The sequence below is a fragment of the Streptomyces sp. NPDC056161 genome, from assembly GCF_042268025.1.
In the GTDB taxonomy this organism is placed as follows: Bacteria; Actinomycetota; Actinomycetes; order Streptomycetales; family Streptomycetaceae; genus Streptomyces.
Genome location: NZ_JBHJUV010000006.1, coordinates 164,571 through 177,956, shown reverse-complemented (window position 1 = coordinate 177,956; position 13,386 = coordinate 164,571). Strand labels below are relative to the sequence as shown.

Annotated in this window: 15 protein-coding genes and 1 pseudogene; 14 read left to right on the top strand and 2 right to left on the bottom strand. The window is 71.3% G+C overall.

The features are described 5' to 3' along the window. The first annotated feature begins 74 nt into the window (after positions 1-74). From ACFC09_RS08220 to ACFC09_RS08205, 4 genes are all read left to right on the top strand, one after another. Positions 75-863, top strand: a complete 789-nt coding sequence (locus tag ACFC09_RS08220) for an aldose 1-epimerase (protein WP_376524949.1) — start codon at positions 75-77, stop codon at positions 861-863. Between the two features lie 32 nt (positions 864-895). After that, positions 896-1,444 (top strand): orotate phosphoribosyltransferase, encoded by a 549-nt coding sequence (gene pyrE / locus ACFC09_RS08215; protein WP_376524947.1) that lies wholly within the window; start codon positions 896-898, stop codon positions 1,442-1,444. A gap of 158 nt (positions 1,445-1,602) precedes the next feature. Continuing rightward, on the top strand, positions 1,603-2,625 hold the full coding sequence (gene fbaA, locus ACFC09_RS08210; protein ID WP_376524944.1) for a class II fructose-bisphosphate aldolase: 1,023 nt from the start codon (positions 1,603-1,605) through the stop codon (positions 2,623-2,625). Between the two features lie 94 nt (positions 2,626-2,719). After that, entirely contained in the window at positions 2,720-4,255 is a 1,536-nt protein-coding gene (locus tag ACFC09_RS08205; protein ID WP_376524942.1) for an MFS transporter, read from the top strand. A gap of 254 nt (positions 4,256-4,509) precedes the next feature. Here ACFC09_RS08205 and ACFC09_RS08200 read toward each other — a convergent pair whose 3' ends face one another. Continuing rightward, the gene (locus tag ACFC09_RS08200) at positions 4,510-4,929 is read right to left on the bottom strand and encodes a DUF3151 domain-containing protein (RefSeq protein WP_376524940.1); all 420 of its coding nucleotides are present in this window, start codon (positions 4,927-4,929) and stop codon (positions 4,510-4,512) included. A 157-nt stretch (positions 4,930-5,086) separates the two neighbouring features. Here ACFC09_RS08200 and ACFC09_RS08195 point away from each other — a divergent pair, with 157 nt between their 5' ends. From ACFC09_RS08195 to ACFC09_RS08175, 5 genes are all read left to right on the top strand, one after another. Further along, positions 5,087-5,935, top strand: coding sequence for a tryptophan 2,3-dioxygenase family protein (locus tag ACFC09_RS08195; RefSeq protein ID WP_376524939.1), 849 nt, complete (start codon positions 5,087-5,089; stop codon positions 5,933-5,935). Beyond that, on the top strand, positions 5,928-7,259 hold the full coding sequence (gene kynU / locus ACFC09_RS08190) for a kynureninase (RefSeq protein ID WP_376524938.1): 1,332 nt from the start codon (positions 5,928-5,930) through the stop codon (positions 7,257-7,259). The genes ACFC09_RS08195 and kynU overlap by 8 nt, the downstream gene beginning before the upstream one ends. Before the next feature lie 330 nt (positions 7,260-7,589). Beyond that, positions 7,590-8,477 (top strand): alpha/beta hydrolase, encoded by an 888-nt coding sequence (locus tag ACFC09_RS08185; RefSeq protein ID WP_376524937.1) that lies wholly within the window; start codon positions 7,590-7,592, stop codon positions 8,475-8,477. 122 nt (positions 8,478-8,599) lie between these two features. Then, positions 8,600-9,952 (top strand): sensor histidine kinase, encoded by a 1,353-nt coding sequence (locus ACFC09_RS08180; RefSeq protein WP_376524935.1) that lies wholly within the window; start codon positions 8,600-8,602, stop codon positions 9,950-9,952. Continuing rightward, positions 9,949-10,614 (top strand): response regulator, encoded by a 666-nt coding sequence (locus ACFC09_RS08175; RefSeq protein WP_376524934.1) that lies wholly within the window; start codon positions 9,949-9,951, stop codon positions 10,612-10,614. Before ACFC09_RS08180 ends, ACFC09_RS08175 begins: the two co-directional genes overlap by 4 nt. Before the next feature lie 34 nt (positions 10,615-10,648). Here the strand turns inward: ACFC09_RS08175 and ACFC09_RS08170 are convergent, their stop codons facing one another. Further along, on the bottom strand, positions 10,649-11,074 hold the full coding sequence (locus ACFC09_RS08170; protein WP_376524932.1) for an ATP-binding protein: 426 nt from the start codon (positions 11,072-11,074) through the stop codon (positions 10,649-10,651). 228 nt (positions 11,075-11,302) lie between these two features. On the opposite strand from ACFC09_RS08170, the gene ACFC09_RS08165 reads away from it, so the two are divergent. The 5 genes and pseudogenes from ACFC09_RS08165 to ACFC09_RS08145 all read left to right on the top strand — a co-directional run bounded on the left by ACFC09_RS08165 (position 11,303) and on the right by ACFC09_RS08145 (position 13,201). Then, on the top strand, positions 11,303-12,154 hold the full coding sequence (locus ACFC09_RS08165) for a helix-turn-helix domain-containing protein (RefSeq protein WP_376524931.1): 852 nt from the start codon (positions 11,303-11,305) through the stop codon (positions 12,152-12,154). After that, positions 12,154-12,342: a DUF397 domain-containing protein gene (locus ACFC09_RS08160; protein WP_376524929.1), complete on the top strand. Its 189-nt coding sequence runs from the start codon at positions 12,154-12,156 to the stop codon at positions 12,340-12,342. Before ACFC09_RS08165 ends, ACFC09_RS08160 begins: the two co-directional genes overlap by 1 nt. 113 nt (positions 12,343-12,455) lie before the next feature. After that, positions 12,456-12,647, top strand: coding sequence for a DUF397 domain-containing protein (locus ACFC09_RS08155; protein WP_376524928.1), 192 nt, complete (start codon positions 12,456-12,458; stop codon positions 12,645-12,647). Positions 12,648-12,722: 75 nt separating this feature from the next. Next, positions 12,723-12,866 (top strand): annotated as a pseudogene (locus tag ACFC09_RS08150) (addiction module toxin RelE); the annotation flags it as partial. Beyond that, on the top strand, positions 12,863-13,201 hold the full coding sequence (locus ACFC09_RS08145; protein WP_376524926.1) for an XRE family transcriptional regulator: 339 nt from the start codon (positions 12,863-12,865) through the stop codon (positions 13,199-13,201). The pseudogene ACFC09_RS08150 and the gene ACFC09_RS08145, both read left to right, overlap by 4 nt. The last annotated feature ends 185 nt before the right edge of the window (positions 13,202-13,386 follow it).

The window sequence follows — 13,386 nt, the reverse complement described above, 5'->3', positions numbered from 1 at the left end:
GGGGTGCTGGGGATCCGTCAGAAGGGTCCCGGGGGTGCTGCCGTTCTCCCGTACCGCCCCAGTAGGGTCGTCCCGTGAGTAACGAACCCATCACGCTGACCGCGGGCGACGCGGAGGTGAGCCTGCGGCCGGACAACGGCGGGCGGGTCGCCGGGCTCCGGATCGCCGGTACCGAGCTGCTCCGGCAGGGCGACCGCTACGGCTGTTTCCCGATGGTTCCCTGGTGCGGACGGATCAGGGACGGCCGTTTCCTGAACGGCGCCACCGCGCACCAGATGCCGCTCAACTCCCCGCCGCACGCCATCCACGGCACCGCCCGCGACGGCGCCTGGCGCACCGCCCGCGTCCTGGCCGACGAGGCCGTCATCACCTACGACCTGGTCGAGCCGTGGCCCTACCCCGGCCGCGTCACCCAGGTCGTCGCCCTGACCGAGGACAGCCTGACCCTCACGCTGTCCGTCGAGACGTACGGCTCGTCCTTCCCGGCGCAGGTCGGCTGGCACCCGTGGTTCAACCGGAACCTGGGCGGCGAGGACGTACGGCTCGGCTTCACGCCCGCCTGGCAGGAGGAACGCGGCGCCGACCACCTGCCCACCGGCAACCGGATCGAGCCCCGGCCCGGCCCCTGGGACGACTGCTTCGGCATGCCCGACGGCGTGGACGTCACCCTCACCTGGCCCGGACAGCTGGAGCTGACGGTGACCAGCCGCGAGCAGTGGGCGGTCGTCTACGACGAACAGGAGGCCGCCGTCTGCGTCGAGCCGCAGACCGGCCCGCCCAACGGGCTCAACACCCTGCCCCGCCTGGTCACGCCGCTGGAGCCGCTGGAGGCCACGGCCGCCTGGCGCTGGCGCCGCCTCTGACCGGCCTCGGCGCCGCCTCTAAGCTGGGCGGCATGACGGACGTACGCGGCGCGCTGCTGCAGCAGATCAAGGACAAGGCCGTGGTGCACGGCACGGTGACGCTCTCGTCGGGCCTGGAGGCGGAGTACTACATCGACCTGCGCCGCGTCACCCTCGACGGCGAGGCCGCGCCGCTGGTCGGGCAGGTGCTGCTGGACCTGACCGCGGACCTCGACTTCGACGCCGTGGGCGGGCTGACCATGGGTGCCGACCCGGTCGCCACCGCACTGCTGCACGCCGCCGCCGCGCGCGGCCGTCGGCTGGACGCGTTCGTCGTACGGAAGGCCGCCAAGGCGCACGGCATGCAGCGGCGCGTCGAGGGCCCGGAGATCAAGGGCCGCCGCGTGCTGGTCGTCGAGGACACCTCCACCACCGGCGGCTCGCCGCTCACCGCGGTGGAGGCCGTGCGCGAGGCCGGTGCCGAGGTCGTCGCCGTCGCGACGATCGTGGACCGGGCGACCGGCGCCGCCGAGAAGATCCAGGAGGGCGCGGGCGTCCCGTACCTCTTCGCCTATTCGAAGGACGAGTTGGGACTCGACTGACGCACGGCGTCGACCGCACCCCGGGGCGCCGTGCCGCCGGGGGAGCCGAGCACGGGCCCATGTCTGGAAAGATGGGGACGACGACGACGTCACCCCCAAGGTCTAGGTCAGGGCCGTAGTACGCAGATCGCCGACCCGCACACTCAAGGAGCGGACAGATGCCCATCGCAACCCCCGAGGTCTACAACGAGATGCTCGACCGGGCGAAGGCAGGCAAGTTCGCCTACCCGGCCATCAACGTCACCTCCAGCCAGACCCTGAACGCGGCTCTGCGCGGCTTCGCCGAGGCGGAGAGCGACGGCATCATCCAGATCTCCACGGGTGGCGCCGAGTTCCTGGGCGGCCAGTACAGCAAGGACATGGTGACCGGCGCGGTCGCCCTGGCCGAGTACGCGCACATCATCGCCGAGAAGTACCCGGTGACGGTCGCCCTGCACACCGACCACTGCCCGAAGGACAAGCTCGACGGGTACGTCCGTCCGCTGATCGCGATCTCCGAGGAGCGCGTGAAGGCCGGGCAGAACCCGCTGTTCCAGTCCCACATGTGGGACGGCTCCGCCGAGACCCTCGCCGACAACCTGGCCATCGCGCAGGAACTGCTGGCGCGCGCCCACGCCGCCAGGATCATCCTTGAGGTGGAGATCACCCCGACCGGCGGCGAGGAGGACGGCGTCTCGCACGAGATCAACGACTCCCTGTACACCACGGTCGACGACGCGATCCGCACCGCGGAGGCGCTCGGCCTCGGCGAGAAGGGCCGCTACCTGCTGGCCGCCTCCTTCGGCAACGTGCACGGCGTGTACAAGCCGGGCAACGTGGTGCTCCGTCCCGAGCTGCTGAAGGAGCTGAACGACGGCGTCGCCGCCAAGTACAACAAGCCGTCCCCGTTCGACTTCGTCTTCCACGGCGGCTCCGGCTCCACCGAGCAGGAGATCGCGACCGCGCTGGAGAACGGCGTGGTCAAGATGAACATCGACACGGACACCCAGTACGCCTTCACCCGTCCGGTCGTCGACCACATGTTCAAGAACTACGACGGCGTCCTGAAGGTCGACGGCGAGGTCGGCTCCAAGAAGACGTACGACCCGCGCACCTGGGGCAAGCTGGCCGAGGCGTCGATGGCCCGGCGCGTCGTCGAGGCGACCCAGAACCTGCGCTCGGCCGGCACGAAGATCAAGTAGCTCCGCCCGCCCGCGGTACGTACCGTACGAGGGATTTCAGCGAGCCCGGCCCGCCCAGGGTCGGGCTCGCGCTGTATCCGGGTATACCTGGGGCATGCCCGACGTCCGGCTCGCCTCGCCCCAGGGCAAGTGGATCCTGCTCACCACCGTGCTCGGCTCCAGCATGGCCCTGCTGGACTCGACCGTCGTCAACGTGGCCCTGCCACGCATCGGCCGCGACCTGAACGTGGACCTGGCAGCCCTCCAGTGGACGGTCAACGCCTACCTGGTCACGCTGGCCGGGCTGATCCTGCTCGGCGGTGCGCTGGGCGACCGCTACGGCCGCCGCCGGATCTTCGTGATCGGGGTCGTCTGGTTCGCGGCCGCCTCCCTGCTGTGCGGCGTCGCCCCGACCGCCGGCGTCCTCGTCGGCGCCCGCGCCCTCCAGGGCGTCGGCGGCGCGCTGCTCACCCCCGGCTCCCTCGCGCTCATCCAGGCGTCCTTCCACCCCGACGACCGGGCCAAGGCGGTCGGCCTGTGGTCGGGGTTCGGGGGCATCGGGGCGGCCGTCGGCCCGTTCCTGGGCGGCTGGCTGGTGGACGGCCCCGGCTGGCGCTGGGTGTTCCTGATCAACGTGCCGGTGGCGCTGGTGTGCGCCCCCATCGCCGTACGGCACGTGCCCGAGTCCGGCGGACGCGAGTTCCGGCCGCACGGAGCCGCGGCCGGGGCCGGGGGCGGCAGAGCGGGTACGGGGGCGCAGGCGGAGGGAGCCCACGGCGGTTTCGACGTGCTGGGCGCGGCCCTCGGGGCCCTCGCCCTGGCGCTGGTGACGTACGCCCTGATCGAGGCCGGACAGGGTTCGGCCGTCGTCGCCGTCACCGCGGTCGCCGGGGTCGCGGCCGCGGTCGCCTTCGGGTACGTCGAGAAGCACCGCCCCGACCCGATGATGCCGCTCGACATCTTCGCGTCCCGCCAGTTCACCGTGGTCAACCTGGTCACGATGTGCGTCTACGCGGCGTTCGGCGGCTTCTTCTTCCTGACCGCGCTGCAACTCCAGGTCGTCGCGGGCTACTCGCCCCTCCAGGCCGGTACGGCGCTGCTGCCGACCACCGTTCTGATGCTGCTGTTCTCGGCCCGATCGGGCGCGCTGGCCGACCGCATCGGGCCGCGCATCCCGCTCACCGTCGGGCCGTTGCTCTGCGCGGCGGCAATGCTGCTGATACTGCGGGTGGGCAAGAAGGCCGACTACCTCACGGACGTACTGCCCGCGCTCCTGGTCATGGGCGCCGGCATGGTCATCCTGGTCGCCCCGCTCACCGCCACGGTGCTCGCCTCCGTGGACACCGAGCGGGCGGGTCTGGCCAGCGGCATCAACAACGCGGCGGCCCGTGCCGCCGGGCTGATCGCGGTGGCCGCGCTGCCGCTGCTGGCCGGGATGGGGCCGGACGCCTACCGCTCCGCGGACGCCTTCGACGCGGCGTTCCGGCGGGCGATGCCGTGGTGCGCGGGCGTCCTGGTGCTGGGCGGGGTGCTGGCCTTCGCTGCGGTGCGCCGCCCGGCCCCGGACTGCAACGTCCCGGAGTGCCGTACCCACGGGAACATCACGTCACCTCCCCTGGACACCGGGAAGCGCGGCCGGGACCCGCGCTGAGGGCGATGCCGCGCCTGAAACGGAGGGGCGAACCGGGTGACGGGGGCGAATCCGAGTGACGGGGCCGAACCCGGGTGACGGGGCCGCCCCGCGTAACGGGGGCGAACCCGAGTCCGGAGCAGGCCCGGGGCGGGGGCTCCGGCTCGGGTCCGGGAGTACGGTCCGGGTCCCGGGCCGTGGGTCGCGGCGGTAGGTCGCGGCGGTGGCGGGTGGCCGTGGCCGTGGTTGTCGCTCGCTGTGGTCGTGGACGGAGGTCAGGCGAGGAGTTCCGCGTAGGCCGCGGGGTCGCTGTCACGCAGGAACTGGCGGCAGCGTTCGTATTCTTCCTTCTCGTCGATGGCCCCCGCCGCACGCGCCAGCGCGGCCAGGCAGCGCAGGAAACCCTGGTTGGGGCCGTGGCTCCAGGGGACCGGGCCGTGGCCCTTCCAGCCGTTGCGCCGCAGGGCGTCGAGTCCGCGGTGGTAACCGGTACGGGCGTAGGCGTACGACTCGATGACCCGGCCCGCCGAGAACGCCTCCTCCGCGAGCGCCGCCCACGCCCGCGAGAACGTCGGGTGCTGCGCGGCGACCTCGGCGGGCGACAGGGATTCCTCGTCCAGCAGCCGGGCGGCCTCCGCGTTCTCGGGGAGGTACGTCGGGTCGGGGCCGCCGAGCAGGTTCGTGTGGGTCGTCATGGATGCAGTGTGCCACCGGCGGCGGGCGGGGCGGGCCGGTGGGCGGTCCGGGCTTGCCGGGGCCCGGGTGATTGCGGAGGATGCGGGTGGGGACCGGGGCCCCCGTGTCGGCATCGGCAGGGGCGGACCGCTACCCGGAGTACAGCAGGAGACAGCGATGTCCCAACCGGCTCACCCCCTTCCCGAGGCCGCTGAGCCCGAGACCCCGCATCTCGACTTCGCGGGCACGACGCCGTACGAGGACTACGTCAGGGCGGACGTGCTCACCCATCTCCAGCACACCCTCTCCGACGATCCCGGCGAGATGGTCTTCCTGGTCACCACCCAGGTGATGGAACTGTGGTTCACGGTCGTCGTGCACGAGTGGGAGACGGCGGCACGGGCGCTGCGCGAGGACCGGGTGCCGGACGCGATCGACGCGCTGAAGCGGTCCGTACGCGAGCTGGAGGCGCTGAACGCCTCCTGGAAGCCGCTCGCCGCGCTCACCCCGGCCCAGTTCAACTCGTACCGCTCCGCGCTCGGCGAGGGCTCCGGCTTCCAGTCGGCGATGTACCGGCGGATGGAGTTCCTGCTCGGCGAGAAGTCCGCGTCGATGCTGGTCCCGCACCGGGGCGCGCCGCGCGTCCACGCCGAGCTGGAGAAGGCCCTGCACGAGCCGAGCCTGTACGACGAGGTGGTACGGCTCCTCGCGCGCCGCGGCCACGCGATCCCCTCCGAGGTCCTGGGGCGGGACGTGTCCCGGCGCCACGAGCCCTCGGCGGCCGTCGAGGCGGCCTGGACGGCGGTCTACTCCGGCGACCAGCACGGCGAACTCGCGCGCCTCGGCGAGGCGTTGACGGACGTGGCCGAGCTGGTCTGGCGCTGGCGCAACGACCACCTGGTCGCGACCCGGCGCGCGATGGGCGCCAAGACCGGCACGGGCGGCTCGGCCGGGGTCGCCTGGCTGGAGAAGCGCGCACAGAACAACGTGTTCCCCGAGCTGTGGACGGCGAGGTCCCATGTCTGACACCACCGGACCGGCCACCATCCGGACGCGCGGCGAACCGGCCGTCACCGCACGGCAGTTGGACGCGACGGACGAGCTGGCCCCGCTGCGCTCCCGTTTCGTCCTGGACACCCCCGACAACTCTGATGACCCCGACAACCCTGACGGCTCCGGTGACGCCGTGTACCTGGACGGCAACTCGCTGGGCGCGCTGCCCGTGCACGTGGCCGACCGGATCTCCGACGTGGTGCGCCGGCAGTGGGGCGAACTGCGCATCCGCTCCTGGGACGAGAGCGGCTGGTGGACGGCGCCCGAGCGGATCGGCGACCGGATCGCTCCGCTGGTCGGCGCGGCGCCGGGGCAGATCGTGGTGGGCGACTCGACGAGCGTCAACGTGTTCAAGGCACTGGTGGGCGCCGTGCGGCTGGTGGGGCGGGCGGGGCCGGTGGGGCCGGTGGGGGAGGGCCGGGACGAGATTCGGGACGGGGCCCGGGACGAGATCTTGGTCGACGCGACGACGTTCCCCACGGACGGTTACATCGCCGAGTCGGCGGCCCGGCTGACCGGCCACACCCTTCGCCCGGTGGCCCCCGCCGAGGTACCGGCGGCAGTGAGCGACCGTACGGCGGCGGTGCTGCTGAACCACGTCGACTACCGCACCGGCCGCCTGCACGACCTGCCCTCGCTCACGGCGGCGGTGCACGCGGCGGGCGCGGTGGCGGTCTGGGACCTGTGCCACAGCGCGGGCGCGCTGCCGGTGGGGCTGGACGAGCACGGCGTGGACCTGGCGGTCGGCTGCACGTACAAGTACCTGAACGGCGGTCCGGGCGCACCCGCGTACCTGTATGTGCGCCGCTGCCACCAGGACCGTTTCGACTCCCCGCTGCCCGGCTGGAACTCCCACGCCGAGCCCTTCGGCATGCGCCCCGACTACGAGGCGGCGCCGGGGGCCCGGCGCGGGCGCGTGGGCACCCCGGACATCCTGTCCATGCTGGCGCTGGAGGCCGCGCTGGACGTCTGGGACGGGGTGTCGGTGGCGGCTGTGCGCGCCAAGTCCCTCGCCCTGAGCGACTTCTTCCTGGAGTGCGTCGCGGCGTACGTTCCCGCGGGTCTGGTGGAGTCCCTGACGCCGGTGGCCCACGAGGAGCGGGGCAGCCAGGTCGCCCTGCGCTGCGCCGCCGCCGGGGACGTGATGAAGCGGCTGGTCGCGCGCGGGGTGGTGGGGGACTTCCGCCGTCCCGACATCCTCCGCTTCGGCTTCACTCCGTTGTACGTGGGCTTCGGGGACGTGGAACGGGCGGCACGGGTGCTCAGGGAGGTGTTGGAGGAGGTGACGGCGGGGTAGTGCCGTAGGCCCCGGACCTCTGGCCCCCGGACCTCTGGCCCCCGGACCTCTGGCCCCCGTACCCCGGCCCCTGGGCCTGCGGGCTCGGGGGCCTTGGGGGCCCGCGGGTCACCGTCGCGCGCTCGGCCGGTGGCGCCGGTCTGTATAGGTTGCCCGGCTCGTGCGAAACAGCACCGTTTTGCCCCTCACTGAGCGTGACATCCCCGTGTCCCCGCACGTCACTGGCCTGATAGCGTCCCCGCCAACGGCTGCCATCATCTCTGGTCCGCCAAACCCTTCCCCAGTGCCGAAAGCCTGGGAGGTACCCCCATCGTCGCTGAGAGGTTGAGCATGCCGGACGACGCCGCAGCCCGTGCCGCCGCCGAAGAGGAGTCGGTCTTCTCGCACCCGCCGGTCGATCCTGATAGCACGGCCGCCTACGGCGACCACCCCGACCAGGTGATCGACTTCTATGCCCCGCGCGACACGGCGTCCTCGTCACCGGCCGTCCCCTGCCCGCTGGTCGTCGTCCTGCACGGGGGTGCCTGGCGGGCGCCGTACGACCGGCGGCACATCACCCCGTTCGCGGACTTCCTGGCGCGGCGCGGCTTCGCCGTGGCCAACGTCGAGTACCGGCGCGGCGGTTCGGAACCGGCCGGGGGCGGCGAAACCCCGGTAGCGGGTCGCTGGCCGGACACCTTCGACGACGTCGCCGCCGCGCTGGACGCGCTGCCCGCGCTGGTCGGCGAGGTACTTCCGCAGGCCGACCTGCGCCGCACGGTGATCACCGGCCACTCGGCGGGCGGCCAGCTGGCCCTGTGGGCGGCGGCCCGGCACGTGCTGCCCGCGGATTCCCCCTGGCGCACCGACCGGCCCGCGCAACTGCGCGGGGTGGTCGCCCTCGCCCCCATCGCGGACTTCACGGTCGCGGAGAAACTCGACGTCTGCGGCAACGCGGCGCTGCAACTGCTCGGCGGACAGGACGAGTTCCAGGTACGCCGGCCGTACGCCGACCCGGCCCTGCTGCTGCCGACCGGCATCGCGACCACGCTCGTCCAGGGCCGCACGGACGTGGTGGTCCCGCAGGCGGTCGCCGAGGCGTACGCGGACGCCGCGGCGAAGGCGGGCGAGGTGGTGGGCCTGACCCTGCTGGAGGACGTGGGGCACTTCCCGCTCATCGATCCGGCGGCGGACGCGTGCGCGGTGGTGGCGGAGGAGATCGGGCAGTTGGCGTGGTGAACGGGGTGCGGCGGGCTCCGTCGGGCGGACCCGGCTCGTACTCGTAGTACCTGAGAGGGACCCGCGACGACCCCTCTCACAGGTGACGACCGCTACCCCCGCTCCGGCCTACCGTTCTGTACGTGACCGAGACGACGCACACGCAGACCACGCGACCGGACAGCCGGTACGACGCGTACAAGCCGCGCAGCCCGGAGGTCCGGGCGGCGATCGAGGCCCTTCGCGGGTTGCGGAAGGACCTGTTCCACGACGCCTTCGCCTACCGCCCGCTGCCTCGCACGAGCGCCGACGGACCACTCACCCGTCGGCTCTCCGACCGCAAGCGGGAGTACGCGTCCTGGGCCCCGCACGCCACGGTGGCCGCGTTCGGCGCCCTGGCGATGCTCATCTCTCTCGGATATGCGGGCTTCGGCGTAGCGGCCCTGGTGTGCGCTCTGTTCACCCTGGCCCCGGTCCTGCTCACGCTGGTCCGCCCGGTGGCGGCGTTCTGGCTGTCGTTCCCGGCGGCCATGGTCGTCGCGGCCCTCAGCCCGACCGCGGGCAGCTTTCTGTGGCCGCCGGGCAGCTTCCTCGGCCATCTGACGGTGCTCACGGTGGTCGCGATCCGCACCCGCCCGCGCACGGCGGCCTGGATGTGGCTGGTGACGGCGGGCTACGGCGTCGGGGCCGCCGGCGTCTTCACCGGTGGCTACTACTACAGCCCGAACACCGGCCCCATGCTGCTCCTCGCCGCGCTGCTCCTGCTCGCCGTCACCGTCTGGCACATACGCCGTGACGCCGAGCAGGAGGTGACCGCGCAGCAGACGGTGACCGCGCACGAGCGCTCCCGCCGCACCCTGCTGGAGGAGCGCACCACCATCGCCCGCGAACTGCACGACGTGGTCGCCCATCACATGTCGGTGGTCGCCATCCAGGCGGAGGCCGCCCCCTACCGGGTGGAGAACCCGCCGCCGGAGCTGGAGAAGGCGTTCGTCACCATCCGGGAGAACGCGGTGGCGGCGCTGACCGAGCTGCGCCGGGTCCTCGGGGTCGTCCGCGCGGAGGACTACGCGGCGCCCGACGCCCCGCAGCCCGCCCTCGCCGACCTGGACGCGCTGCTCGCGAACGTGCGGGAGGCAGGGCTCGACGTGGAGAAGGTGGTCACCGGCGCGGTGCGCGAACTCCCGCAAGGCGTGGAGCTGTCCGCGTACCGGATCGTCCAGGAGGCGCTGAGCAACACACTGCGGCACGCGCCGGGCGCGAGCGCGCGGGTGGAGATCGGGTACGTCCTCGGCGGGCTGGGCCTGCGCATAGTCAACGGCCCGCCGCCCGCGAAGGAACTGGTGAAGCCCTCGCCCGGCGCCGGGCACGGCATCACCGGGATGCGGGAGCGCGTCTCCATGCTGGACGGCGACATGACGGCGGGCCCGGTCGACGGAGGCTACGAGGTGACGGTGTTCCTGCCGGTCGCCATGGTGGGCGAGGACGAGGCATGACGATCCGCGTACTGATCGCGGACGACCAGATGATGGTGCGTGAGGGCTTCTCGGTGCTGCTCAACGCGATGCCGGACATCGAGGTCGTCGGCGAGGCCGTCAACGGCCGGGAGGCGGTCGAGCGGGTGCGGGAACTCGCCCCCGACATCGTGCTGATGGACATCCGGATGCCCGAGCTGAACGGCATCGAGGCGACACGGGAGATCGTCGCCGCGGACGGTGCGGCGAAGGTGCTGGTCCTGACGACGTTCGACCTGGACGAGTACGTGTACGAGGCGCTGCGCGCGGGAGCCTCCGGCTTCCTGCTCAAGGACGCCTCGGCCCGGCAACTGGCGGACGGCGTCCGGGTGGTGGCGGCGGGCGAGGCCCTGCTCGCGCCCTCCGTCACCAAGCGCCTGATCACGGAGTTCTCCAAGCTGTCCGACGCCCCGCGCCTGACCCCCACCGCGCAGGCCGCGTACGGCGATCTGACCGAGCGGGAGACGGAGGTGCTGGTCCTCATCGCCCACGGCCTGTCCAACTCGGAGATGGCCGAGCGTCTGGTGGTCGCCGAGTCGACGATCAAGACCCATGTGAGCCGCGTCCTGGTGAAACTGGGCCTGCGCGACCGCACGCAGGCGGCGGTGTTCGCGTATGAGGCGCGGTTGGTCACTCCGGGCTGAAGAAAAGCGTCTCGCCTCCGGAACGGGAGGCGGCTCAGTTCAGGCCCGCCAGGGTGCACTCGCACCAGACGTACTTGCCGCGGTTGCCGTTCCTGGACTGCGGCTGCCAGCCCCACACGTCCGCACAGGCGCGGACCAGGGTGAGGCCGCGGCCGTTCTCGGCATCGGTGAGGTGGTCCAGCGGTCGCGGGGGCTCCGGCGGCTCGGGGTCCGTGTCCCAGGCGCCGAGTCGCAGTGTCCCCGGCGGCGACCAGCGCACCCGCAGGGCTGCCGGACCCTTGGTATGCAGCACGGCGTTGGACACCAGCTCCGCGGCGAGGAGTTCGGCCGTGTCGACCAGCGTGATCAGGCCGTGCAGGGTGAGGATCAGACGGAGGGTGCGGCGGCAGACGGTGACGGCGCGGGGGTCGTTGGGGATGTGGAGAGAGTATTCCCAGCGTTCGGGTTCGTTCTCGGGCATGCGTGAACTCCAGGTCGAGGTGGGGTGGTGGAGTTTCGCGGCGGTGTCGGGCGGTGGCAGTGCCGCAGCCGTCGTGGCAGGACGGGGCGGTGCGCTTCCGGTGTCCCGGGGTTTCGCAGCGTGTGCGTCGCGTGACTGACGGTAGGGCAATAATTATTCCTCGCGCAACCGCATGGCGTAGTCTGGCGCTCGAACGAGGCACCATCGCAGGGCTGTTGAGGAGGGTGCATGGCGCCGAGAAGTCACGCCACAGCGCGGCAGGTGCGGCTGGGTAGTGAGCTGCGTCGACTGCGGGAGTCGGCCGGACTGAAGGCGCGTGAGGTAGCCGGGCTGCTGAATTCGACCTCGGCCCAGATAAGCCAGGTGGAACTGGGTTTTGCCGGTGCCAGCGAGGAGCGGGTGCGGCGCCTCGCGGCTCATTACGCCTGCGTGGACGAGGCATTGATTGACGCGCTGGTGGCAATGGCCACCGACCGGACGCGTGGCTGGTGGGAGGAGTACAGGGGAGTACTACCTCCGGTGTTCATGGACACGGCCGAAGCAGAACACCATGCAACGTTCTTGCGCGAGATCGTGATCACCCGCATCCCAGGGCTCCTCCAGACCCCGGACTACGCACGCACGGTCTACTCCTACATGAACCCGGAGCTACCGGAGAAGGAAGTGGCCCCGAGGGTGGAGCACCGGATGCGGCGTCGTGCTGTCATCGAGGGTGACAACCCGACCCCGTATGAGGCGATCATCCACGAGGTCGCATTGCGGCTCCGTGTTTCCGACCGAGAGTCTTCGCGTGCCCAGCTTCGCCAGATCTTGGACTTGCTGGAGCAGGGGCGGGCCGTCGTGCGCGTGATTCCTATGGACCAGGACGGCTTTGCCGGTTCCGGGGCTTCGATGATGTATGCGGGAGGCCCTGTGTCCCGGCTGGACACCGGGATGCGGGACTCGCCCACCGGCGTCGCGTTCGTTGATGCCGAATCTCAACTGGACCAACTACGGGCGCTGTTACATAGGGTGGAGAGTGCGTCGCTGGACCCTGTGGCGTCGCGTGACTTCATCCACCGCTTGGCGAAGGAACTCTGATGAACTGGCGTAAGTCCACGTACTCCGATGGTGGCGACGGCGACACCTGCGTCGAGATCGCCACCCTTCCCACCCGCATAGCCGTCCGCGACTCCAAGGCCCCTACCCGCGCCACCCTCTCCTTCCCCACTGCCTCCTTCACGGCCCTCGTCGACCATCTGAAGGAACACTCCTGGTCAGAGGGGTAGGCGCCGGGTTAGCGTCCCCGGAGGGTGCAGTACTTGCCGGAACGTGGCTCTCCCCGCGCCAGGCGGATCAGGGCAACGCAGCACTTCACCCATCGTTTGATCAAGGAACTCTGATGAACTGGCGTAAGTCCACGTACTCCGATGGTGGCGAGGGCGACACCTGCGTCGAGATCGCCACCCTTCTCACCCGCGTAGCCGTCCGCGACTCCAAGGCCCCCACCCGCGCCACTCTCTCCTTCCCCGCCGCCTCCTTCACGGCCCTCATCGACCACCTGAAGGAACACCCCTGGTCAGAAGCACGGTAGCTGGGTTAGCGTCCCCAGCCCGCCCGGGGCGGGTGCTGTACTGCGAGCCGACCGACCAGTGGCCGGTTCCACGTCTTCGATCCGGTGCGCCGGGCTGTATTGCTGGTGGCCGGTGACAAGGCCGGGAACTGGCAGCGCTGGTACGACATCAACATTCCGCTTGCTGAGGAGCGGTACCGGAAGCATCTGGCTGATCTTGAAACCAGGGAGTACGAATGACCACGGTGAGCTGGGAGGAAACCAAGCGCAAGGCGCGCGAGCGGCGTGCGGCCGCTGGGTTGCCGGTGCGGTCGGCTGAGAAGAAACAAGCGGCCATGGACCGGCTGACCGCCGAAGTGCGTGCTCACAAGCTCGCGGAGGTCAGGCGGGAACAGGCGCTGACTCAGCGCCAAGTGGCCGCGTCGATGGGGGTCTCAGCACCTCGGGTCTCCGCGATCGAGCACGGTGAGCTGGATCGCGCGGAGGTCGCGACCCTCCGGGCCTACGTGGAAGCGCTCGGCGGTCGACTGCGCGTAGTCGCGGACTTCGGGGATGCTGAATACACCGTCGCCTGAGAGCTTGCTGCCAGAAGCCGTGGAGTTGAGAAGGCTTCCGCTTACCGCTCAACGGGCTTGTCTGGTCTCACAGGGGTCCTGATCGGTTGATTGTGGCAGGAGCGGCGCATGAAGGCAGGGCCTCTCGGTGGTTCGGGGGTGAATTCCCGTCCGAGCAGTCTCAGGAGATCCTGTTGCCGCAGTCT